Below are 25,532 nucleotides of genomic sequence, written 5' to 3'. Positions count from 1 at the left end.
CTCTTGGAACACAAAAGCAATATACAAGAATTGACATTGGAAGAAGTGATGGGAGATCGCTTCGGTCGATATTCCAAATACATTATTCAAGAACGGGCATTGCCAGATATTCGTGATGGGTTAAAACCGGTTCAGCGGCGGATTTTATTTGCTATGAACCAAGACGGCAATACCTATGACAAAGGCTTCCGCAAATCAGCAAAATCTGTCGGAAATATCATGGGGAATTTTCACCCCCATGGGGACTCGAGTATCTATGAAGCAATGGTCCGCATGAGTCAAGACTGGAAGCTACGTCAGATTTTGATTGAAATGCACGGGAACAACGGGAGTATGGATGGTGATCCGCCAGCTGCCATGCGTTATACGGAAGCACGGCTTTCGGAATTAAGTGGTGAGCTATTAAAAGATATTGAAAAAAACACCGTGGAATTGGTTTGGAACTTTGATGATACTGAAAAAGAACCAACTGTTCTACCAGCAAAATACCCGAATCTGTTAGTCAATGGCTCAACTGGGATCTCAGCTGGCTATGCAACGGAGATCCCTACCCACAATTTAGGGGAAATCATCGATGGAACGATCTATTTGATCGACCATCCGCAAGCTTCTTTAGATCAGCTGATGAAGTACATTCCTGGCCCTGATTTTCCAACAGGGGGCATTTTACAAGGGAAAGAAGAAATCAAAAAAGCGTATGAAACAGGCAAAGGCAAAGTGATCCTGCGTTCGAAAACCAAGATCGAAGACATCAAAGGCGGCAAACAGCAAATCGTCATCAATGAGATCCCGTATGAGGTCAATAAAGCCAACTTAGTTAAAAAAATGGATGAGATCCGTTTGAATAAACGCATTGATGGGATTGCTGAAGTACGAGATGAAACAGATCGTACTGGACTGCAGATCGTTGTCGAGCTGAAAAAAGAAGCAAATGCGCAAGGGATTTTAAATTATTTATTTAAGAATACCGAATTGCAGATCAACTACAACTTCAACATGGTGGCAATCGACAATATGCGTCCTCAGCAAGTCGGATTAAAGCGGATTTTAGAAAGCTACATCAAACATCGCCGTGAAGTGATCGAAAAACGCAGTCGTTTTGAGCTGCAAAAAGCGCAAAAAAGACAGCATATCGTTGATGGGCTGATCAAAGCTTTGTCGATCCTTGATGAGGTGATCGCTACCATTCGCGGTAGTAAAGACAAAAAAGATGCCAAAAATAATCTGGTGGTTCAACATGGTTTTACCGAAGAACAAGCAGAAGCCATTGTGAACTTACAGTTGTATCGCTTGACCAATACGGACATTACACAATTGCAAGCAGAAGCAAAAGAACTTGCAGAAACGATCGCTGAATTGACAACAATTTTGAATGAAGAAAATGAATTGCTGAAAGTGATCAAGAAAGAACTGCGAGAGATCAAGAAAAAATATACGACGCCGCGGTTGACTGAGATCGAAGCAGAAATTCAAGAAATCAAGATCGAAACACAAGTCTTGGTCGCCCAAGAAGAAGTCGTCGTGACGGTCACAAGAGACGGCTATGTCAAACGCAGCAGCTTGCGTTCTTACGGTGCTTCAAAACCAGAAGAGATCGGCATGAAAGAAGGCGACTCTTTACTTTACAGTAATCAAATGAACACGTTGGATCACCTGTTGTTGGTTACTAATAAAGGGAACACGATCTATCGACCGGTCCATGAATTACCTGATTTAAAATGGAAAGATTTAGGGGAACATATTTCGCAAACAGTCATGACACTGGCGCAAGATGAAATGATCATTGGGGTCTTTGCCTACAAAGAGATCGATCCATTGAAAAATTTCGTGCTGATTAGTAAAAACGGTATGATCAAACAGACACGAATGACGGAATTTGAACCTTGGCGCACCTATAAAACACGGCCGATGACGATCATGAAGCTGAAAGATGAATCAGATGAATTGGTCAACGTCTTTTTGACGGATCAAACGGAAGAAATGGATGTATTCTTAGTCAGTCATCTTGCCTTTGGCTTACGCTACCCGCTTAATGAAGTGCCTGTTGTGGGACCAAAAGCAGCTGGGGTCAAAGCGATGAACCTTAAAGCGGATGATTATCTTATCAATGGGTTGCTCGTTTATTCAGAAGGGGATACACCGATCGTTTTGATCACCCAACGTGGCGCAGCAAAACGAATGTTGGCTCAAGAAATCAACCAATTAGGTCGGGCGAAGCGCGGATTGATGGTCTTGCGGGAATTGAAGAAAAATCCTCATCGCGTCGTCTATATGGGCAGTGGGGAAAATCAGCAACTGCTAGTGACGAATCAAAAAGGACAATCCTTTGAAGTGATCACCAACCAAATCCCGATCAATGATCGGACCTCCAACGGCTCATTTATCATGGATGAGAAAACAGGGGGACAAATCTACGAAGTGAAAACTCAAATCAGTCCTGCAATCGCAGAGGATTCTGTACTATAAATTATAACAAAACAACCCTTCTGTACCAGTACAGAAGGGTTGTTTTTTTTCTCATAATTAATCTTTCACATTAACGAAAAAGGTACTTTAATAAAAGTTTCACATTTAATAAATACCTATAAATCAACATTTTTAGTAATTAATATCTTAAAAAAAAATAAATTGTTAAAAATAATTCTTGAAAATGCTTGCAATCATTAAGGTGTGTGTTATACTGTTCACGTAAAGCTGTTACATTAGTGAACAGAAAATTTAAGGAGGTCCATCAAATGGAACAATGGAATGGATTTAAAGGAAAAACTTGGAAAGAAGAAGTAAACGTACGCGACTTCATCCAAGAAAACTACACACCTTATGACGGAACAGATGAATTCCTAGCAGATGCTACTGAAGCAACGACGAAGCTATGGGATCAAGTCATGGAACTGAACAAGCAAGAGCGTGAAGCTGGCGGCGTATTGGATATGGATACAAAAGTCGTTTCAACGATCACTTCTCATGGACCTGGCTACTTAGACAAAGACTTAGAAACAGTTGTTGGTTTCCAAACGGAAAAACCATTTAAACGCAGCTTGCAACCATTTGGCGGCATCCGCATGTCAGAACAAGCAGCAGAATCTTACGGCTATGAAATTGATGCGGAAGTCTCACATATTTTCCGTGACTACCGTAAAACACATAACCAAGGAGTTTTTGATGCTTATACACCTGAAATCAGAGCAGCGCGCCGTTCTGGTGTAATCACAGGTCTTCCTGATGCTTATGGCCGTGGCCGAATCATTGGTGACTACCGTCGTGTGGCATTATACGGTGTGGACTTCTTGATCAAAGAAAAACAACAAGACCTATTGTATTGCGGAAACGGAACGATGTCTGAAGACATTATCCGCCAACGTGAAGAATTGAGTGAACAAATTCGTGCTTTAAGCGAATTGAAAGAATTAGGAAACATTTACGGATTTGATATCTCTAAACCTGCTCAAACGGCGAAAGAAGCATTCCAATGGTTATATCTTGGTTACTTAGCAGCTATCAAAGAGCAAAATGGTGCAGCAATGTCATTGGGACGTACGTCAACTTTCCTTGATATTTATGTTGAACGCGATTTGAAAAATGGCGTGATCACTGAAGAAGAAGCACAAGAAATCGTTGACCATTTCGTCATGAAACTACGTCTTGTGAAATTTGCTCGGACGCCTGATTACAACGCACTGTTCTCTGGTGACCCAACTTGGGTAACTGAATCAATCGCTGGTATGGGTGAAGACGGACGTCACATGGTAACGAAAAACAGCTTCCGTTTCTTACACACTTTAGCAAACTTAGGTCCAGCGCCAGAACCAAACTTGACTGTTTTATGGTCAACACGTTTGCCTCATAACTTCAAAACATTCTGTGCGAAAATGTCGATCCAAACATCAGCGATTCAATATGAAAATGATGATGTGATGCGTGGACATTGGGGCGACGACTACGGAATCGCTTGTTGTGTATCCGCAATGCGCATCGGGAAACAAATGCAATTCTTTGGTGCTCGTGCCAACTTAGCGAAAACATTGTTGTATGCAATCAACGGTGGGGTCGATGAAAAATCAAAAGCACAAGTTGGACCAAAATTCCAACCAATTACTTCTGAATACTTGGATTACAACGAAGTAATGGAAAAATATGACACAATGATGGACTGGATTTGTGATCTGTATGTGAACACATTGAACATCATTCATTACATGCACGACAAATATTCTTATGAACGCATTGAAATGGCGCTACAAGATACAGACATTTTACGTACGATGGCTACTGGTATCGCTGGTTTCTCTGTTGCAGTTGACTCATTATCAGCGATCAAATATGCCAAAGTTCGTACGATCCGTGATGAAAACGGCATTGTTGAAGATTACGAAATCGAAGGCGATTATCCGAAATACGGAAACAATGATGACCGCGTAGATGATATCGCAGTCAACTTGTTGAAAGCCTTCATGAAAAAAGTAAAACGCACGAAAACATACCGTGATTCAAAACACACAACGTCGATCCTTACTATCACTTCTAACGTGGTTTATGGTAAGAAAACAGGGAACACTCCTGATGGACGTCGTGCAGGCGCACCATTTGCTCCAGGTGCAAACCCAATGCATGGTCGCGATACGCATGGTGCTTTGGCAAGTCTTTCATCAGTTGCGAAATTACCATATGATTACTCATTAGATGGTATTTCAAACACCTTCTCAATCGTACCTAAAGCATTAGGACGTGACGACGAAACACAACAAGAAAACCTAGCAACAATGCTAGATGGCTATGCAGCAAAAGGTGGTCACCACTTAAATATCAACGTATTTAACCGTGACACATTGCTTGATGCGCAAGCTCACCCAGAAAAATACCCACAATTAACGATTCGGGTATCTGGCTATGCAGTAAACTTCATTAAATTAACAAAAGAACAACAAGATGACGTGATTGCTCGTACAATGCACGAAGCAATGTAATAAGCAACAACTTCAGGCGGCGGACGGGAAAATCCGCCGCCTCTTGTTTTGAAAGTATCAGACGGAGCGTGGTCATCCGTCGTTTCGAAGAAAGGAAGAGCATTATGGCAGTAACAGGACAAGTACATTCAACAGAAAGTTTTGGATCAGTAGATGGACCAGGTATCCGTTTTATTGTATTCATGCAAGGATGCCGCATGCGTTGCCAGTTTTGTCATAATCCAGATACATGGAAGATTGGCACCGGTGTCGAACGAACGACTGATGATGTCTTAGAAGAGGCATTGAAATATCGCGAATTCTGGGGACAAAAAGGTGGGATCACCGTCAGTGGTGGGGAACCATTGCTTCAGATGGACTTTCTGATCGATCTGTTTCGTAAAGCCAAAGCAGAAGGTGTCAGCACGACATTAGATACTTGTGGAAAACCATTTACACGGGAAGAACCATTTTTTAGCAAGTTTCAAGAGCTGATGACCGTTACTGACTTGTTATTGTTTGATATCAAGCACATCGATAACAAAGCCCATAAAGAGCTAACTACTCAATCCAATGATAATATTTTGGATATGGCGAATTATCTTTCAGAGATCAATCAACCTGTCTGGATTCGTCACGTGCTGGTTCCTTTTAGAAGCGACTATGATGAATTTTTGATCCGTTTGGATGAGTTTATCAAAACACTGAAGAATGTCGACAAAGTAGAGATCTTGCCTTATCACACGATGGGGAAATACAAGTGGGATGAGCTTGGTTTGAAATATCCCCTTGAAGGGATCGAACCACCAACAGAAGATCGGGTGAAAAATGCCAAGCGTTTGCTTCATGTAGACGACTATAAAGGTTACTTAACCCGTTGATCAAAACAGGAAAGAAGAGATTGCTATTGCTTCTTTCCTGTTTTTTTACTATGATTAGAAAGTGAATATCAATTGAAATAGGAGCGATGAAGAAATGTCGAAAATATTAGTATTCGGTCATCAAAATCCTGATACCGACGCCATTGGTGCAGCAATTGCCTTTGCAAATTTACAAAATCAACTTGGAAAAGATTGTGAAGCAGTAGCGCTTGGTACACCGAATGAAGAGACACAATTTGCGTTAGATACCTTTGGCCTAACTGCCCCTCGGGTGATCGATTCAGTGGCAAAGGAAACCCAAGAAGTAATGTTAGTGGATCATAATGAATTTCAACAAAGTGCAGCGGATATTACGGATGTCACTGTATTGGCAGTAGTTGATCATCATCGTATCGCTAACTTTGAAACGGCAAATCCACTGTATTATCGTGCAGAGCCGGTCGGTTGTACAAGTACGATCGTGTTGAAATTATACAAAGAAAATCAAGTGGAAATTCCAAAAGCGATCGCAGGAATCATGCTCTCAGCGATCATCTCTGATACATTGTTGTTTAAATCACCAACATGTACCGACGAAGACGTAACAGCAGCCAAAGAACTAGCCGTTATAGCAGATGTAGAACTGGAAGTCTATGGATTAGATATGTTAAAAGCTGGTACGAATCTTGGAACGAAATCAGCAGCAGAATTGCTGGACCTAGATGCCAAAAGCTTCCCAATGGGTGCTAAAAACATCCGTATCGGACAAGTCAACACGGTTGATCTAAAAGAAGTCTTTGACCGTCAAGCAGAGTTGGAAGCGGCTATGAAGGATTCAATGGCAGCAAATGGCTATGATCTGTTCTTGCTGGTTGCCACTGATATCTTAGATAGTAATTCTGAGCTGCTAGTCGTTGGTGAACCAACTGCCCCAGTAGAAGCAGCCTTTAAAACGACATTAACCAACAATCGTGCGTTTTTACCTGGTGTCGTTTCTCGTAAAAAACAAATCGTACCTCAATTAACAGAGGTTTTTGAAGGATAATTAAGCTAACTGTCTGAATGCTGGTGAGATCTGTTTTGGTAGATCAAGCCAGCATTTTTCATGATTGTTTGGATAAGGAGTACACGCAGTGAAATTTTTTTATAGTCCCCACTTTCGCTCATTGCAACCGATACTGGAATCTTCGAAATTCCATGAATTGGTAGAGGAGCTATTAAATAGCCAAGAGCCGCCGACACTACGAGCGTTAAAAGCGAAGTTTACAGATGGTTCATTTGATAAAATTCTTGACCGCTTGATCGCAGAAAAGTTGATCATCCGTCAAGAACGACGCTATTATTTAGGCTTTCCCATCTATACTGAACATGATCAACAGCAGATACAAGTAAGTGATGATTTCTATCAAGCTGCGCGCAATTGGTCAACACAAGAAATCGCTGGGTTTATCAAAAGCTTTGCTTCGTCAAGTGTTGAAAATAAATACTTTTATGGTTGTCTGCAAGGGGTTGAACAAGGAGCGGTCTATGCATTGAGCCATGAACAGTTTCAGTTGATCTCTTACTCAGAAACACAGTGGCCACCGACACTGCCGGCTTTTTTTGAAGCGAATGAACAGTTGCGTACTCTTGCGATCTATGATGAATTAATGGATTTGATCGGTGATGTCGATCCAGTCTATTACTTAGACCAAGTGAGTGTGATCCTTGAACGCATTCGTAAAAACAAAAAAGTCCGTCCGAGTATTTTTCTGGAATCACTTCAACAGTTGAAAATCGTTAGTTCCGAGGTAGATTTCTTGCTGGAAGAAATAAATTGTGATAATCTAAAAAACGGTCGTTATCAGACTTCTGAAAAGGATCTGTTCGTCCAACGGCTTGTGATTGCTCACTTGGCAAAAAAATCAGGTTCATACAATACGCTTTATTTCAATAATAATTATAATTTCTAATAATTATGTTATTTGTTTTAAATTTTCTAACTATTTAAAAGCTGCTAGATTCGATTCTAGCAGCTTTTTTTTTATTTCTTCAAATGATAATTTGATGAATAAAAATTAAAAAACAACAATCGTTTTGTTTGGAGTTTTGATTTCTTGATGATATGATGATTCTAGAACTTTGAAAGGGGATATAAAAATGGAAGGATATAAAACGGTTGATTTTGAACAGTTGGAACAAAACAAAACGAAAGCAGAAATGATTACGTTCGTATCAATGTCAGAAATAGAAGCTGCTCGACAAGCAATTACAAAAGCGGGGATCGATGAAACGCGTTTTTCTGATGGCGATCTCATTCTTGCGTTAAAACAAAAGGAACGGTTTGGGGCAAATACGATCGTTTCCGTGATCATTGATTGGCTAGTCAAGCAAAACTATCTAGTGAATCCAGCTCATGCCATGCGTTACTTAGCAAAGAAAATGGCTGATGGTCCTGTAACGAGTTATAAACTATTGAGTGAGACTGAGTTTGACTGTGATGGGAATTATTACTTGATTGGTCACACTGGTAAATCATTTGCTGTAAATAAAGCCTATAAAGTTTACACTGACGGACAAGTAAAAGTGCTTTGGCAGGCAAAATAATAGAAGATGATTTCGGCTCTAGCGAAGAAAGAAAACGGCTGTTGAAGCAGTTGTTTTCATAAAAGGATCGAAGATTGAAGGTTGTGAAGGACGCGTGAAACTAAACATTCGAATCAGCTTAGCTGGCAGTCATCTTTTGATTGGTGCATTCAGTTTGATCGGTGCATTGCTGACGCTTTATAAAGTACCAACTAGTTTTGGTACGATCCAAGTCATGTTAGGTGAAATTTATTATACCGACACGGTATTTGACCGGTTTACTCAGTTTTTCTTACTGGGGATCATTAGTCTTTATACCGTAGTGACGAGTTTTTATGGGTTTCGATTCTGGTGTTTTTGCTCCGCCTCTTCTGCATTTGGGACACTGCTGGCATATGTTGAATTAACTGAGACACTTCCGGTGATGGTTGTTTTCATCCTGTTTTTGGCAAGTTTGTTTCAGTTAAGTGTAGTCACATACTTCATTTTCCAAAAGCTAAAAAGTAGAGCTGAAACAGGTTGAACAGATACGTTCAAGCTGTTTTTTCTGTCAAAGATTATTTGTTGGCAACTAGGGTTATTGCGTTACTAGCGCAGTGTTTTATGCTATGCTAGATAGAGAGATGTAGTTGATTTGAAACGATTTCTAAAAGATGAAAGAGCGTAACAAGGTCGTTGGCATTTCAGTCAGCGATCAAAATGAATTTGAGGAGGACTGATGAGAGAGTGGTTACCAAACAACAGGTACTGACTGCGGAAAAAGACTTTCTGAGTGGTGAAAATTTTTATGTACAGCATTTCTTAGGCGCCCATCAAGTAGATGATGGCTACGTGTTTCGCGTTTGGGCACCAAATGCTCAGCAAGTTTGGCTTGTTGGCGACTTCAACCAATGGACGGATACCTTGCCGATGAACAAAAGGACGGAATCCGGTGTTTGGGAAATTGAGACCAACCAAGTAAAAGAAGGACAGCTTTACAAATACAAAGTAAAACAATCAAATGGACGAGAAGTATTGAAGATCGATCCTTTTGCTGTCCATTTTGAAGCTCGACCAGGAACTGCTGCCGTGTTGCATTCGATCCCACAAAAAAGATGGCGGGATGGGTTATGGCAAGGACGGAAAAAAAGACAAAAAACATTTAATCGACCTCTTAATATTTATGAAGTTCATGCCAGCTCCTGGAAGCACCACGAAGATGGCACCCCTTATCGCTTCTCCGAATTAAAAGATGAACTTATTCCTTACGTGAAAAAAATGGGCTACACCCATATCGAATTTATGCCTTTGATGGAACATCCCTTAGGAACCTCCTGGGGCTATCAATTGACTGGTTACTTTGCACTTAGCTCCTATTATGGGACACCAGAAGAATTTCAAGACTTTGTAGAGGCTTGTCATTTGGAAAATATAGGTGTCTTCGTTGATTGGGTGCCAGGACATTTTTGTGTCAATGATGACAGTCTTGCCTATTATGATGGCACGCCGACCTTTGAATACATGGATGAAAACCGTGCGAAAAATGTTCGCTGGGGTGCGATCAACTTTGATCTAGGCAAACCGCAAGTCCAAAGCTTTCTGATCTCAAGTGCATTGTTCTGGATCGAATTTTACCACATTGATGGTATTCGGGTAGATGCCGTTTCCAACATGATCTATCGCGATTATGATGAAGGTCCATGGGAACCGAATCACGAAGGGGGCAATCGGAATTTTGAAGGGTACTATTTCTTACAAAAGCTCAATTCAGTCATCAAGTTAGCCCATCCTGCAGTTGTCATGATTGCAGAGGAAAGTACTTCCGAGACCAAAATAACAGGAATGGTCGAAGGAGGCGCTCTCGGGTTTGACTACAAATGGAATATGGGCTGGATGAATGATGTCCTGCGTTTTTACGAAATGGACCCGATTTTCCGTAAAGATCATCTAAGCCTTTTATCTTTTTCTTTCATGTATCGGATGCAAGAAAATTATATCTTGCCACTCTCCCATGACGAAGTGGTTCATGGCAAAAAAAGTTTGATGCACAAAATGTGGGGAGACCGCTACAAACAGTTTTCACAACTACGAAATCTCTATACGTACATGATGATGCATCCAGGGAAAAAACTGTTATTCATGGGTAGTGAATGGGGACAGTTTTTAGAATGGAAATATGATCATGGTCTTGAATGGGTCGATTTAAACGACGCATTCAATGCAAAAATGCAGTTCTTCACCCGGACCTTGAATGAATTATACAAAGAAGAACGAGCCCTTTGGGAATTGGATGATCAAGAAGATTCATTGATGGTGATCGATGCAGACAACTTAGATGAAACGACATTGACTTTCTTACGACAAGGAAAAACGAAAAAAGATTTCTTGATCGTGGTTGTCAATCTGACACCAGTGGAGCGTCACGATTTTGCGATCGGCGTGCCATACGAAGGAACGTATCGCGAGATTTTAAACACGGAACGGGATGTATTTGGTGGAACTTGGGTGGCGAATAACCCAGACTGCCAGACCAGTAATACCCCTTTTAAGCAATACGACTATCAAATCAAAACAATTTTGCCTGCACTTGGGGCTTTAATCATCAAACCAGAAAAAATCAAAATGACTCGAAAAAAAGCAGTAAAGAAAGTACAAAAAAAAGAGTAGAGGGGGAACGGTGAGTAGATCACCAAACGAAATGAAAACAGAGATGTTAGCAATGATCCTCGCAGGGGGACAAGGGACTCGATTAGGGAAATTAACAAAGAATATTGCTAAACCAGCGGTTCCATTTGGTGGCAGATATCGGATCATCGATTTCACGTTGAGTAATTGTGTCAATTCAGGAATCAAAAATGTGGGTGTTGTCACTCAGTACCAGCCATTAGCACTAAACAACCATATCGGAAATGGTGCAAGCTGGGGATTGGATGGAATTAGTACCGGTGTGACGATCTTACAGCCATATTCAAATTCAGAAGGCGAAAAATGGTTTGAAGGAACCGCCCATGCGATCTATCAAAACATCGCTTATATCGATGAGATGGACCCGCAATATGTCTTGATTTTATCAGGGGACCATATCTACAAAATGGATTATGAAGAAATGCTGGAAAAACACAAAGAAAATGATGCTTCATTGACGGTTGCAGTTCTCGAAGTACCGATGAAAGATGCCTCGCGTTTCGGAATCATGAACACCGATAAAAATGACCGTATCATCGAATTTGATGAAAAACCAGCCGAACCAAAAAGCAATCTCGCTTCAATGGGGATCTATATTTTCGATTGGAGTCGTCTGCGCAGTATGCTGTTGAGTAACTATACAAAAGATGGCGAAATGGTCGATTTTGGGAAACATGTCATTCCTTCTTATCTCGAAAGCGGCGACAACGTTTTTGCCTATCGCTTCTCTGGCTATTGGAAAGACGTAGGAACGATCGATTCATTGTGGGAAGCCAATATGGAATTTATTGATCCAGCAATGGAGTTGAATATTCGGGATAAAAGTTGGCAAGTATTTTCTAAAAACCCAATCGCACCACCACATTTTGTGACTGAGACCGGGGCTGCGAGAAACTCTCTCGTGATGGATGGCTGTTATGTTGCAGGGGAAATCGAGCACAGTATTTTATCAGAAAATGTGCAGGTGAAAGAAGGATCGACGATCAAGGACAGCGTGATCATGCCTGGAGCGGTGATCGGTAGAAATGTTAAATTAAACCGAGTGATCGTTGGGGAAAATGCAGTGATTGGTGACGATGCAGAGATCGATGGAACAGACGAAATTGCCGTAGTCGGCTATTCTGAAATTTTAGGGGTGACGATTGATGAGAACTAATAAAATGTGTGCGATTTTAGGGAATCTGCAACGATACCAAGACTTGATGCCATTAACAGAAAACCGTCCGCTGTCGACTTTATTGTTTGACTGCAAATATCGCTTGTTAGATTTTAATCTTTCAAGTATCGAAAATGCCAATATCAAACAAGTCTATATGATTTTCAATGAAGGAGAAACGCAGTCGGTCTTCGATCATATCGGTGGCGGAAAAGAGTGGAACTTGGACGGCGTACAAAATCGTTTCTTTATTCACCTGTTCCAAGACTCATTGAAAAAGCAAGCAGAAGGACAAGAGTATTATTATAATGTCATCGACTATTTGGAAAAATCCAAATCGGATCATACCGTATTTATGGGCAGCAAAGTCTTATGCAACATTGATTTGCGTGCCTTGCTGAAAATCCATCAGCTACAAGGCAATGAAATGACCGTCGTATACAAACGCATCAGCAGTGACAATGTTTGCGAAAGTGATCTGTTGTTCAATGTAGACAGTGAAGGTCACTTAGAAGAAGCGATCCAAGCGAAAAAAGGTGAGGTCAGTGACCTTGTCAACTTATGTACGGATATTTTTATCATTCAAACAGATCGTCTGATCGCTGCGCTAAAAGAGGGGCAAAAAGTTGGCGCAACGGCAGACCTCGGTCAATTTTTACGAGAAATGATCGCTGTTGAAAATACAGGTCTATATGAGTACACAGGTTACTTAAGTAACATTTATGACATCTCTTCTTACTATCAAACAAATATGGATATGCTCGATGTGCATAAATTTACGTCGTTGCTTTATTCGAATCAAAAGATCTATACCAAACTGAAAAACGAAGTGCCAACGTATTATTCAGAAACATCTGACGTGAAAAATAGCCACTTTGCTTCTGGCTGCATCGTGGAAGGAACGGTCGAACAGTCACTCGTTGCCCGCCGCACGAAGATCCATCCTGAAGCAAAAGTCAAAGGAGCGATCATCTTCGGAAATAATGAGATCAAAGCAGGTGCCGAAGTCTCTTATGCGATCCTAGATAAAAATGTGACCATCGCAGAAGGTGTCAAAGTGCAAGGAACCAAAGAAACGCCAATCGTCATTAAGAAAAATTCTCATGTGACCCAAGACGTTATTGGAGGGGCAAGCGCATGAAGGTTCTGTTTACAGCAGCGGAATGCGCCCCATTTTTTAAAACAGGCGGATTAGGGGATGTTGCAGGGGCATTACCAAAAGAATTGGTCAAAAAAGGCGTCGAGACGATTGTGGTCTTACCCTATTTCACGAAAATGCCTGCTGAATACCAGGAGCAAATGGAAGATTGTTTTTCCTTTGAAGTGGCGGTCGGCTGGCGCAAGCAATATTGTGGGATCAAAAAATTAGTTCTAGGCTCTGTGACCTATTATTTCATAGACAATCTCTACTATTTTGGCCGCGAACGGCTCTATGATTTTTATGATGATGGGGAACGCTTTGCTTTCTTCCAATTAGCCGTGATCGAAATGATGGAACGCATTGAATTTATTCCAGACATCGTGCATGTCAATGATTACCATACGGCGATGATTCCCTTCTTGATCAAAGAAAAATATCATTGGATTCAAGCGTATCAAAACATACGCACCGTTTTGACGATCCATAACATTGGGTTTCAAGGGTGGTATAGTCGCGATATTTTACCAGATCTTTTTGGTATGGGGACTGAGAGATACGATGATGGCACACTACGTTTAAACGATTGCTTGAACTTTATGAAAGCAGGAATCTTGTATGCGGACCGCATCACGACGGTCAGTCCTTCCTATAGTGAAGAAATCAAAACCTCTGAGTTTGGCTGTGGGCTTGAAGTGATTTTACGTATGGAAAGCGGCAAACTCAGCGGCATTTTAAACGGAATTGATTACGAAATGAACGATCCAGAAACCGATCCTCATTTGGACTATCCTTTCAGTGTCGAAGATTTATCAGGAAAAGCTAAAAACAAGCGAGCGCTACAAGAACAATTTGGTTTGCCTACCCGTAAAGATGTCCCATTGATTTCTGTTGTTAGCCGTTTGACCACTCAAAAAGGGTTCCATTTGGTCCTTGAAGAAATGGAAAATCTCTTGCAATTTGATGTTCAGTTCATCTTACTAGGGACTGGCGAACATGATTTTGAAGAAGGCTTTCGCTATTTTGCTCAGAGATATCCTGACAAATGTGCTGCCGCGATTTCTTTTGATATTGCATTGGCGCAAAAGTTATACGCAGCAGCGGATCTTTTCTTGATGCCTTCCGCCTTCGAACCATGCGGACTGTCACAGATGATCGCGATGCGTTATGGTACATTACCGGTCGTTCACGAAATCGGTGGCTTGAAAGATACGGTAGATTCCTATAATCCGATCACGAAACAAGGTACCGGCTTTGGCTTTCAAGAGTTTTCACCATTTTACTTGATGAATGCCTTGAAGCAAGGGATCGAATTGTATCAATCTGATCAGGCAACGTGGAACGTATTGGTCAAGCAAGCAATGGAAAAAGATTTCAGCTGGAATCAAAGTTCCGATCTTTATATCCAGTTGTATAATACTATCAAAGTTTGATTGTTTTAAGACAGAAGAATCCTTGTCTGCAACAGAACTGCTAGTTGTAAGACTAGTAATTTTGGCGGCAAGGATTCTTCTTTTTTATAAATTGAATGCAAAAAGGAGTGTAACCCTATGACAAAAGAACGATTGCGTGAACTGCTAGAAATCAGTGTTCATGAACTCTTTGCGATTGAAGTGGATGAAGCTTCACCACAGGAATTGTTTCAAGCACTAGCCAATGTGGTGAAGCAAATGTATTCAGAAGACTGGCGTCAAACCAGAAAAAATCTCTTGCTGGAGGATCAAAAACAAGCGTACTATTTTTCAATCGAATTTTTGCCTGGCAAAATGCTAAAAAGCAATTTGTTGAATATGCAGCTGTTGGAGCAAGCGGAAGCCGTTTTTGAAGAGTTAGGCGTTTCCCTTGATGACGTTGCGGATACAGAAAAAGACATGGCTTTAGGAAACGGGGGCCTCGGTCGTTTGGCCTCTTGTTTTATGGACTCGCTGGCTTCATTAAGCTTGCCGGGAAATGGGAACGGGATTCGCTATCGCTATGGATTATTTAAACAAAAATTTATTGACGGCCATCAAGTAGAATTACCAGATGATTGGTTACGTTCTGGGAATGTCTGGGAAGTCCGCAAAGAAAGCAAAGCGGTGCCTATTCGATTTGGTGGGCAGGTCTATCTCGTTACGGGAGAGGACGGAAAACTAGCGCCAGTCTATGAAGGCGGCTTTACCTGGCGGGCAGTTCCGTATGACACCGCGATGGTTGGCTATCAGAATCAACACATCAACACACTGCGCTTGTGGAGTGTCGAAGTTCCTGCTGAAGATGAGGCGCATTATGCGACATTGGAATCACGGCAAGCCTTAGAAAATTTGACTGCTGTTTTATATCCAGATGACTCAAACGAGATTGGCAAACGCACACGATTGATGCAAGAATACTTTTTTGTTTCTGCAGGCATTCAAAGTATCATTCGCTATTATAAAAAATCGAATCTGCCTTTAGCGATGCTCAGTGAACGAGTAGCAATCCATATCAACGACACGCACCCAGCGCTTTGTGTCCCAGAACTGATGCGTATTTTAGTTGATGAAGAAGGCCTTGCTTGGGAACAAGCGTGGGCGATCACCGTGAAAGTCATGAGTTATACGAACCATACGATCATGGCGGAAGCCTTAGAAAAATGGCCAGTTCGCATGATTGAAGAAGTGTTGCCGAGAATGGATCAGATCATCAAAGAAATTGATCGGCGCTTTGTCGAAGGAATGCAAGGGGTCCATCCGCAAGCCTTACTGGATCGGACGCGAATCATTATTGATGATCAAGTCCATATGGCACATCTAGCCATCATCGGCAGCCATAGTGTCAATGGGGTAGCCAAGCTCCATTCTGATTTACTAAAATCAGTGGTACTCCATGACTTCTATCTCATTTATCCTGCCCGTTTCAACAATAAGACCAACGGCATCGCACAACGGCGTTGGCTTCAGCTAGCCAATCAACCATTAGCCAAAGTGCTGGATCAGTCGATCGGTACGAGTTGGCGCAATGACCCCTTGGATCTGCAGCTGCTCAAAAATTATTATGAGGACGAAAACGTTCTGCAACAAATTGCCGACGCAAAAATGAGTAACAAGCGTGCACTGGCAAAGTACATTCAAAAAGCAACGGGCATTACAGTAGATCCAACGGCAATTTTTGATGTGCAGATCAAACGCCTGCATGCGTACAAACGACAACTGCTGAATCTAATGCATATCTTGAAGCTCTACTTTGAGGTCAAAGACGATCCGACTGCAGCGTTTCATCCAAGAGTCTTTATTTTTGGTGCCAAAGCAGCACCAAGCTATCACTACGCAAAATCGATCATTAAAGTCATCAATGAAGTGGCGAATCTGATCAATCATGATGAAACCATCAATGATAAAATCAAGGTTATATTTTTAGAAAATTACAACGTTTCATTAGCAGAAAAAATCATTCCAGCAGCGGATGTCAGTGAACAAATCTCATTGGCCTCTAAAGAAGCGTCAGGGACAAGCAATATGAAGTTGATGCTAAATGGGGCAGTAACGATCGCGACTTTAGATGGTGCCAATATTGAGATTCGAGATGCGATCGGTGATGAAAACATTGCGATCTTTGGGTTGACGGAAGAAGAAGTGTATCAGTATTACGCCCAGCATAATTATTCTGCTTACACCTACTATGAGTCAGATCCAGTCTTGCAACGGGTGGTCAATGCCTTTATTGATGGGACGATCCCGAATATTCAAGTTGAAGGTCGGGAAATCTTTGATTCCCTTTTGAAATACAATGATGAATACTTTTTATTAAAGGATTTTCATGCCTATTGTGACGCGCAGCATCGGGTAGATAGTGCCTATCAGGATACGCAACGTTGGCGTAAAGTCAGCCTAATGAATATTGCGAATGCAGGCAAATTTTCGGCAGATGAAACGGTGCGAAATTATGCTGCAGATATTTGGCAGATCGATCCATTATTTGCCCATGTCAAAGAACCGAATGCAGCAAGCTTGACTGAGACGGTGCCTCCAGCCGAATTTAGCTGAAGTGTCCTCATCTGAAATGGTGTAGTCTTTCGTGAAATTCTCCTTAATTTATGGTATGATGAAAAAAATGCATGTAAGAGGATGAGTACAGTGGCAAATTATTTAGATGTGAAACGAAAACACTTCCGTTTTCCTGCTTATGATGATACAGATGGTGTGAAGCTGCAATCCGAGCATCGCCCCGCATTCAGTAAAGCAGATGATTGGATTTTAACCGAAATCAAAGATTCCGTGAGTCATTCTCACAAGGAAGAAAATCAATCTTTGCAGCGTAAAGTGCAGTCCAGCCAACGCGATCGGGGGCACAATGTTCGTCAAAAAGAAGAGCTTGCCAATCACCGTGCCAACTTGCCTCAGTACGGAAAACGTCCAGTGAAAGAGCAGATGCCAACAGGAAAAACCAACTTTTTTGGCAAAGAGGCGAACCATTCTTCTTATCAAGTGACCAGTAAGAAGGAAAAAGCTGAGGTTCCTGTTTCTTCGAAAAAAGAATATTCGGGGCGCTCTTATTTCGTGCCTAAATATATTCCTGCATCGATTATTCCAGATGAGCAAAAACCTGAAATTACGCCGAACGATTTGATGGATGCAATGGCAAAAAAACAAGAAAGTTATTTGTTGTTTGATACTGAACCAGCAGCTTATCAAGTCAAAGAAGAAAATGATCCGACCGTCAAAAAATTCAATCGCCACCCCTCTGTTGGGATGACACGCAGTGAGTTTCGAGCCAGCAATAAAAAAAATGGTGAGAAAAAACGTTCCGTTTTAGATCGATCATTAAAAGGAATGATTGAAGACGATCAACAAGAAGAATCTTCAAATGGCTATTTTCGTTCTAAATAGCAGTGACAGTTACTCTTAATAGAAGTGGTCCTTTGAGCATAACGATGAATGATTTCAGCTAGATGGCTAACATCTAGCTGTTTTTTTTGTGTGCCGAAACTATCGATTTCACAAAGTGATTAGTTGAAATACATTTTTCACCGCCTGAGGAATATTCTGATTTTACTAAGCAATAGCGTGGGCTATAGAATAAAGTGAAACGATCAAAACCATCGTTATTTATAATGTTTGTTATTTTAATTGGCGATTTTTTTTGTCATTTAAAATCGATGGCAAGTCAAACGGTGGCAGGACAGTGGTTTTCTGATCAGCTGCAATTGAAAAAGGGAAGCAAGCGTCCTGATGGCTAAAGCTGCTCTTTGGGAAGGCCTGATCCTTGATCGATTTCAAGGGAAAGATACGCTGAAAGGTGGGGCATCAACAAATGAACAAGAAAAAGAGAAAGGTATATTTCACCATCATTATTGGCTTACTTGGAGGACTCTACTTTTTTTCAACCATGAGTGTGTTTTCTTCAAACGTTTTCTTTGCTGCGCAGCTGGAGGAAAAAACGGTTGCGAGTGAATCATTCGATCTGATACGAGAGCAAGAGGCTGAGGAAAGAGTTGCCATTTATTTTGATGAATCAACGAAATCCGGGACTGTAGGAGACCTGTTACTGGTTGCGTTTCATACGGACCGTCCCATTAGTGAAATAGCGATCCGATTGCCGAAAGCTGCGGTTATTGCTGAAGAGGAGTTGCCAAAGGGAGTCAAGATCACGCCACTCACTGAAGAGAACGGTTGGAAACTAATGATCGATACTCCTAGAAGTGATTTTTTGGTTCCATTGATAGTTGATGCAGCAGGATCGTTTCCATTTGAAGCAGCAGATTCAATGATAATGCTTGAAATAAAAGAAGCACGGGAGACAAACCCTACGGACACACAAGAGGATGAGCAAACTGATTCGAGTGACTCCACTGGTCAATTGGATCATTTGGATCAAGAGGATCGAGAAGATCAAGTAGCAGAAGAGAAGGAAATAGAAAGCCAGCTTCCTGAGGCATCAGCATCTGATCCTGGCAATCTTTATCTTTTAGGCGACGACGTAAAAAAAAGAGGAGTTGCCAATTGGGTCGAATTTATGGCTGCAATGGTCGATCCGACGGTCAATTATATTTATTTGACAGCCAGTTTTCAAACGAACGATAATCCTCGTTTGGGCATTACGGGAATTGACGGCTGGAGCAGCAGCGTCAATCCTAATGGCGGATTAGCCTATGTTTATATCAATGCCAGGGAAGTCTCAAGAACGTTAATCATCGATGGCCTCGACAAATATCAGATGGATCTTAGAGCCGTAGCGATCTGTTTTCGCGATTCCAGTGTCAATCCAGACTCCCCGTGGGACATTACTTTGCAAAATTTGAAACTCTACCATGGAAACTTTTGGGGGGCAATTGAATACCATGATTTGAATATGTCAAATCAGCAGCGTTCAATCATTCGGTACCACAATCTTAACCATACGGGCAATCAGTTGTTTTACGGGTTGCACTCTCGAGCCAGCTTTTCTGGACATTCGGTTTCACACCAAACGCCTAGATATACCTCAGACTTCAATGCTTCTTGGACGATTCACACAAATACTCAGGCGAATTTTGAAATCAACCAAATAGAGCTTCGTGAGGGAGCAAACGTCGAAATGTCGACGATCAGCTCAGGAAATCTTGATTTTTATAATACAAATGCGCGTCTCGTATTAGGGGATAATGCCCGACTATCATTAAATGCCAACGGTTCAGCTGGTGAAGCAGGCGGTGCTAATATTCGCTTTGTGTCGCTGGCAATGGACGCATTGAGTTAGGAAAAGGCGCGGAATTGGCACTAAATACACAAAACAACAGCCCAGCAGTCATCACATCAGGCACGCCCCATGATATTCGCTTAATGGAAAAAAGTCGCTTGTCGGTTGCTGCTGCAAACCGAACGTTGTACAGTCATATTTTCTGGTTAAGTGCCAATACGCATGTCACCTTAGAAGACAGCAGCACCTTAGAGGTTGAAGCAACAAATCAAAATACAACCGCAAATATCTTCCACTTCTCTGGCACGACTGGCAATCTCAACGTAGGCAAAGATGCTACCTTAGATATTCGTTCGGACAGCCCACAGGCTGTCCAACGGCTACTTTTCTTTACCGGTGCCAACAATCCCGCAAGATTGACGATCGACGATGCCAAGCGTGTCAATTTGCAAAGAACCCGCGCCATAACGACCACCACAAATGGTCTAATTGAAGGGGGAGGAATCACTGCAAAGAATCAGGCGATTCGCCAGTGGCGGCATGGAAATACAGGAGAGACAGTTGATTTTCAGTGGCAACCGATTCTGTCCATGACTGCGGCGATTTCAGGAACCAATACCAATGTGACCAACGTATCTTCGCTAAATGAGGAAACAAGTCGAGGGTTTGCCGCGCAGTTTGCTTCTCGTTCGCAACGGTTATTGTTTGAGAACATACCAGACGTCACGGTGACCATCGATCCTTTGACAGAAGATAGAACCTTACCTAATGCCTATACGATTTCGGGAACCGCCAATCCTGGTAGCTACCTTCGATTCCAAAGAGAGGGACTGATGCCAGAACCGACGCTTGAAACGACAGTCGATAATGCTGGCAATAGCACGTATTTTCACAGCCAAGCGGATGAAAACGGGCATTATTTACTTGATCTATCTGATTTAGAACCTTTCCAGTATTTTACTCAAGGTGAGGTGGTCACCGCTCAGGCATTTCTTGATGGCAAATGGGCAGAAGCATCAACCACTGTGGAACCCATTGGTGACGTAGACCCAAAAGATCCCCTTGATCCTGATCAACCGATTCTACCTGAAAATCCACCCTTGATACCAGAAAATCGCGGGTTTATCAGTATAGACTTTGTTTCACAATTCGATTTTGGTACAGTACCGATTCGCTCGTCGACAAGCCGCTATCCGGCGCTTCCGCAACGAATTTCTTTAGTGGATGATCATGAATCAACCGAACGACCAAACTACATTCAGGTTTCCGATCGTCGATTTCTTCAAAAGGGCTGGACCTTGAGTGCCCGATTATCAGAGGAAGGGTTCGTTAGCACGGATGCGTTTAAGCACCACTTAAAAGGAGCGAGTGTGCATTTGACGAATATTGAAATGGTTACCTCTAGAGAAAATCCCTCTGAAGCACCAGACTACTTTGATGCAATCGAGCTGGGACCGCAGAACCAAGTGATTGCACGTGCCAATGAAAAGCAAGGGGCGGGAACTTGGATTCAACGCTATGGAAACGAGGATACCATGCAAAAAAGTGTCGAGCTGGAAATCCCTATTGGCGCGAGGCCGCAAGCAACAAGTTATCAAGGAACCATCCATTGGGAGCTGAGTTTCGTACCTGGTGCTGACGAATAACCCCTTGGAAAACAAGTAAGTATGTTCTGCAATCGTGAATATGATCGAACACTGTAAAAGTTGATCAGACAAAAAGAAGTCCATTTGCCATTGGACTTCTTTTTTGTCTGAAACAAACGAGTAGTGGTTTACACTACTTTTCCCACTTTGGTAGATACGCTTTTCAATCAATAGAAGTGAGTGAAACCACAGGTAGTGTATCGATGAGCAAAATCATAACATGGTAGCCATCAACAAAATCACCTAAGCACTGTGTCTTCTCCAGCATAAATTTTATTTAGCTATTTTAGTAATTAAATCCTGCTCAAATATTTTAATTTTCGCTTGCCTTTTGATATGCTAAGAACAAGGGGGAATCAAAGATGGAAGTTGATCTACAAATGCTGGCGATGATTTTCTTTATCAATCTCGCCTATGTCACATTGAACACACTGCGATTTTTATTGACAATGAAAGGGTATCGCGTGATTGCCCCATTAGTGAGTATGATCGAAATCACGATCTATATTTTAGGCTTATCTATGGTATTGGATCGTTTGGATAACCCGCTGAATCTCTTGTTCTATGCACTAGGCTATGCTGCAGGAGTCAGTATCGGGATCAAAATCGAAGATAAGCTGGCTCTGGGCTATACAATGGTCACAGTGATCCTACCTAGTAATACGGATGAAGAAAAGAGTTTGCCGAAGATTTTGCGACAAGAGGGTTATGGTGTGACACAAAGCTTTGGTGAAGGATTGGAAGGCCCGCGACTGATTTTAGAGATTCTTTCCCAAAGAAAAAGTGAGAAAAAGCTCTATCAAACGATCAAAGCGGTGGAAGAGCGAGCGTTTATCATCAGCTATGAACCCAAGTATATTTCGGGCGGTTTTTGGACCAAAAAAATCAGCCGTAGAGAGGCGAAGTTGAAAAAGCAAGCACCTGTTGATTGAGGAACTAGAGGCAGCTTGATCCATTCGTGAAGAATAGTTGCATAATAAGCAGGGAGTTTATTGATGAGAGGAAGCGTTAGGTGTGGAAAAGAAAGCAAATGGCATGATGGCGGTCATCGCTGCACTGATCTCAAACATTTTGGTAGCGATCAGTAAGTTTGTCGGTTATGCCTTGAGCGGTAGTGCGGCCATGCTGAATGAAAGCATTCATAGTGTCGTGGATTGCAGCAATCAGATCTTTTTATTGATCGGTGATAAACGGGCAACAAAGGGACAAAGTGAACTGCATCAGTTTGGTGAAGGTCGGGCGAAATATTTTTTCAGCACGATCGTTGCGATGATGCTCTTCTTTGGTGGGGGCGCATTAGGCGTGATGGAAGCAGTGGAAAAGCTGCTGCATCCCGCCCATGAAGTCGGCAATACTTGGTTAGTGATCGCTATCTTGATCTTCGGGATGATCGTTGAAGGAAGTTCGTTGTGGATCGCAATCAAGGAGATCCGCGAGCTAAACGTCGAACGTCAACCAATCTATCGTTTTTTGAAAGAAAGTCGGCATAGTGAGATTTTGATCATTTTCACAGAAGACTTTTGTGCGGTGATCGGTCTGATGATCGCACTGATCGGAACGGTTTTAACAATGATTACCGGGAACGCATTTTTTGATGCCTTCAGCGGCTTATTGATTGGTCTTTTATTGATGGTAGCAGCGATCTTCTTAGCCCGCGAATTTTACAGTCTACTGATTGGGGAAAGTGTTACTAAACGTGATTTAGCGGTGATCAAACAAGCGTTTGAACGTCCCGATGTTGATCGCTTGATCGATGTGAAAACAGTCCATTTAGGGCCAGCAGAAATTTTGATTGCAGCGAAAGTCGATATTGCCGCAAAACAAGAAGAGGTCGGCTATGAGATCGTTAATGAGATCGAAGCCGAGATTCGACATCAAATGGCAGATAAAAAAGTCTATATTTATATTGAAACGGATGAGTACGATCCTCACTACATGGAAAAGCGGCGCAAACTTGTGCGACCTTCCCACTGATTTAGCTAGAATAAAGCTGTTTTTTTTGATACAATAGACAAGGATTATCACATAGTGAAGGAGATTTCAAAATTATGATCAATGCAAGTGACTTAAGAGCTGGAATGACGTTTGTTCAAGACGGCAAACTTATCAAAGTATTAGATGCCAGCCACCACAAACCAGGTAAAGGAAATACGGTTATGCGTATGAAATTACGTGACGTTCGGACTGGTTCTACTTACGATACAACCTTCCGTCCAGAAGAAAAATTTGAAAAAGCGCATATCGATACGAAAGCTGTACAATACCTATATACAATGGACGATACCGCATTCTTTATGGATCTGGAAACCTATGAACAATATGAAATTCCAGTTGAAGTGGTTGAAGAAGAAATGAAGTTCATTCTAGAAAACATGGAAGTAAAAATTCAATTCTTCGGCAGCGAAGTAATCGGCGTGCAATTACCTTCAAGTGTAATCTTGAAAGTTGTTGAAACACAGCCATCAATCAAAGGGGCAACTGTGACTGGTTCAGGAAAGCCAGCAACGATGGAAACGGGCTTAGTTGTCAATGTTCCTGACTTTGTTGAAGAAGGCGAAATGCTAGAAATCAATACAGCTGAAGGTACTTATTTAAAACGTGCAAAATAGCAAAAAAACCGCGACTTGTTCGCGGTTTTTTCTTTGCTCAAGTTGTGTTTAGAAGTGGCTCATTGTCCTTTTGCCGATCTTTTTTGTAAAGGATAGATACTATAAGGTTTACTGATAAAGTAGGCGACGGAGCAGACGATCACAAAGAAGGGTAGATTTTGAAAGCCAAAGACTTCTCCACCAATAAAGATCGGTGCAAATAAGGTGCTAGTGGCGCTGCCAAAAACACTGGCATAGCCTAGTGCTGCTACCAGTTCGATAGGCAGTCCGAACAGTGGCGCCAACACGACCCCCAAAGAAGAGCCAATCGCAAACAAAGGGGTGACTTCTCCACCCAAAAAACCAATGCTGATGGTTAATACGGTCAACACCAACTTAAGCAGCCAATCATAAGAATAGATCGGTTGCTTCGTGAAACTCGCGCTGATCAAATTTGTTCCTAAGCCTGAATAACGCCCTTGATACAACAAAACAAAAAGCAAGACTAACGCCAATGCGCCAATCCCAATACGCCACAGTGGATTCGGGAAGCGCCGCTTCATGATGCGTTTCATCGTTTCTAAACATCCCGCAAAGCTGCCGCCAACCATACCAAAAATCAACCCAATCACAAGTAATTTCAGAAAAACAGGTATCGTCAAATCGACGGATTGAGGCAACATAAGACTAAATTTTTCTAAGCCTAACCATTGAGAAGTCGTACTAGCAGTGAAAGCAGCCAGCAAAGCAGGTAAGAGGGCATGATGACTGAATTTACCGATGACAAGCACTTCCAATGCAAAGAACGTCGCAGCGATGGGGGTTTCAAATAAACCAGCAAATCCCGCAGCCATCCCAATCATGATCAGGGTGCTGGCGTACTTTTCTAGTCGCACCCAATTTCCTAAACGATTGGCGATGGTGGCACCTAACTGAACCGCAACTCCTTCTCTGCCTGCGCTTCCTCCAAATAAATGCGTCAGCCAGGTTCCCACCATTACAAAAGGAATCAAACGCAACGGAATATCTTTTTCTTCTTCCTGCCCGACTAAAAACACTAAGTTCATTCCTTGAGGACTCCGATCGCCATACTTTTGGAAAAGGTAAGTAAAGCAAATACCGATAATTGGTAAGAAGAGAATCAATGGCAAAAAATGACTTTCACGGAAGGCACTTAAGAACAGTAAAATTTTGCCAAAGAAAGTGTCAACAGCTCCAGCAAGCACCCCAATCACCAGACTGAGCAAACCTAATGCAGTCAGTTCAAAATACGTTGTTTCTTGTTTCTTCATTTCTATCACGATCCTTTAAAAAAGATAGGAATAATGCTCTTGCA

At 41.9% G+C, this 25,532-nt stretch carries 19 protein-coding genes; 18 read left to right on the top strand and 1 reads right to left on the bottom strand.

What is annotated here, in order from left to right:
- The first annotated feature begins 3 nt into the window (after positions 1–3).
- From parC to efp, 18 genes are all read left to right on the top strand, one after another.
- Positions 4–2,466: a DNA topoisomerase IV subunit A gene (parC, locus tag IGI71_RS10735; protein WP_016610800.1), complete on the top strand. Its 2,463-nt coding sequence runs from the start codon at positions 4–6 to the stop codon at positions 2,464–2,466.
- A gap of 269 nt (positions 2,467–2,735) precedes the next feature.
- Positions 2,736–4,964 (top strand): formate C-acetyltransferase, encoded by a 2,229-nt coding sequence (pflB, locus tag IGI71_RS10730; RefSeq protein ID WP_010749399.1) that lies wholly within the window; start codon positions 2,736–2,738, stop codon positions 4,962–4,964.
- Positions 4,965–5,068: 104 nt separating this feature from the next.
- Positions 5,069–5,824 carry a pyruvate formate-lyase-activating protein gene (pflA, locus tag IGI71_RS10725; protein ID WP_010749400.1) on the top strand — a complete coding sequence of 252 codons (756 nt, stop codon included), beginning with the start codon at positions 5,069–5,071 and terminating at the stop codon, positions 5,822–5,824.
- 94 nt (positions 5,825–5,918) lie between these two features.
- Positions 5,919–6,848, top strand: a complete 930-nt coding sequence (locus tag IGI71_RS10720) for a manganese-dependent inorganic pyrophosphatase (RefSeq protein ID WP_086295537.1) — start codon at positions 5,919–5,921, stop codon at positions 6,846–6,848.
- Positions 6,849–6,936: 88 nt separating this feature from the next.
- A complete protein-coding gene (locus IGI71_RS10715; protein WP_430615700.1) occupies positions 6,937–7,755 on the top strand; it encodes a DUF1803 domain-containing protein in 819 nt (272 codons plus the stop codon).
- 187 nt (positions 7,756–7,942) lie between these two features.
- Positions 7,943–8,389: a hypothetical protein gene (locus IGI71_RS10710; RefSeq protein WP_060792226.1), complete on the top strand. Its 447-nt coding sequence runs from the start codon at positions 7,943–7,945 to the stop codon at positions 8,387–8,389.
- A gap of 94 nt (positions 8,390–8,483) precedes the next feature.
- The gene (locus tag IGI71_RS10705) at positions 8,484–8,891 is read left to right on the top strand and encodes a hypothetical protein (protein ID WP_060792227.1); all 408 of its coding nucleotides are present in this window, start codon (positions 8,484–8,486) and stop codon (positions 8,889–8,891) included.
- Between the two features lie 176 nt (positions 8,892–9,067).
- Complete coding sequence (gene glgB / locus IGI71_RS10700) at positions 9,068–11,014, top strand: 1,4-alpha-glucan branching protein GlgB (protein WP_231434841.1); 1,947 nt, start codon at positions 9,068–9,070, stop codon at positions 11,012–11,014.
- A gap of 31 nt (positions 11,015–11,045) precedes the next feature.
- Entirely contained in the window at positions 11,046–12,188 is a 1,143-nt protein-coding gene (locus tag IGI71_RS10695; protein WP_016610807.1) for a glucose-1-phosphate adenylyltransferase, read from the top strand.
- Entirely contained in the window at positions 12,178–13,329 is a 1,152-nt protein-coding gene (glgD, locus tag IGI71_RS10690; protein ID WP_016610808.1) for a glucose-1-phosphate adenylyltransferase subunit GlgD, read from the top strand. Before IGI71_RS10695 ends, glgD begins: the two co-directional genes overlap by 11 nt.
- Positions 13,326–14,759 (top strand): glycogen synthase GlgA, encoded by a 1,434-nt coding sequence (glgA, locus tag IGI71_RS10685; RefSeq protein ID WP_231434819.1) that lies wholly within the window; start codon positions 13,326–13,328, stop codon positions 14,757–14,759. Before glgD ends, glgA begins: the two co-directional genes overlap by 4 nt.
- 117 nt (positions 14,760–14,876) lie before the next feature.
- Positions 14,877–17,330, top strand: a complete 2,454-nt coding sequence (locus IGI71_RS10680; protein WP_231434818.1) for a glycogen/starch/alpha-glucan phosphorylase — start codon at positions 14,877–14,879, stop codon at positions 17,328–17,330.
- 81 nt (positions 17,331–17,411) lie between these two features.
- A complete protein-coding gene (locus IGI71_RS10675; protein ID WP_231434817.1) occupies positions 17,412–18,173 on the top strand; it encodes a hypothetical protein in 762 nt (253 codons plus the stop codon).
- A gap of 424 nt (positions 18,174–18,597) precedes the next feature.
- Positions 18,598–20,022, top strand: coding sequence for a pectate lyase-like adhesive domain-containing protein (locus tag IGI71_RS10670; protein WP_430615694.1), 1,425 nt, complete (start codon positions 18,598–18,600; stop codon positions 20,020–20,022).
- Positions 20,023–20,036: 14 nt separating this feature from the next.
- On the top strand, positions 20,037–21,608 hold the full coding sequence (locus tag IGI71_RS10665; RefSeq protein ID WP_430615691.1) for a WxL domain-containing protein: 1,572 nt from the start codon (positions 20,037–20,039) through the stop codon (positions 21,606–21,608).
- A 362-nt stretch (positions 21,609–21,970) separates the two neighbouring features.
- A complete protein-coding gene (locus IGI71_RS10660) occupies positions 21,971–22,540 on the top strand; it encodes a DUF2179 domain-containing protein (RefSeq protein WP_005229664.1) in 570 nt (189 codons plus the stop codon).
- A gap of 103 nt (positions 22,541–22,643) precedes the next feature.
- Entirely contained in the window at positions 22,644–23,582 is a 939-nt protein-coding gene (locus IGI71_RS10655) for a cation diffusion facilitator family transporter (protein WP_233784951.1), read from the top strand.
- A 74-nt stretch (positions 23,583–23,656) separates the two neighbouring features.
- The gene (efp, locus tag IGI71_RS10650; protein ID WP_005229668.1) at positions 23,657–24,217 is read left to right on the top strand and encodes an elongation factor P; all 561 of its coding nucleotides are present in this window, start codon (positions 23,657–23,659) and stop codon (positions 24,215–24,217) included.
- A gap of 59 nt (positions 24,218–24,276) precedes the next feature.
- On the opposite strand, the gene IGI71_RS10645 is transcribed toward efp, so the two are convergent.
- Positions 24,277–25,488, bottom strand: a complete 1,212-nt coding sequence (locus IGI71_RS10645) for a chloride channel protein (protein ID WP_121260985.1) — start codon at positions 25,486–25,488, stop codon at positions 24,277–24,279.
- Between the last annotated feature and the right edge of the window lie 44 nt (positions 25,489–25,532).

This window comes from Enterococcus sp. DIV1279b (assembly GCF_050531515.1).
GTDB lineage: Bacteria > Bacillota > Bacilli > Lactobacillales > Enterococcaceae > Enterococcus_D > Enterococcus_D casseliflavus.
Note: the sequence above shows the minus strand (reverse complement) of the source record. Positions and strands in the feature narration are given on the sequence as shown.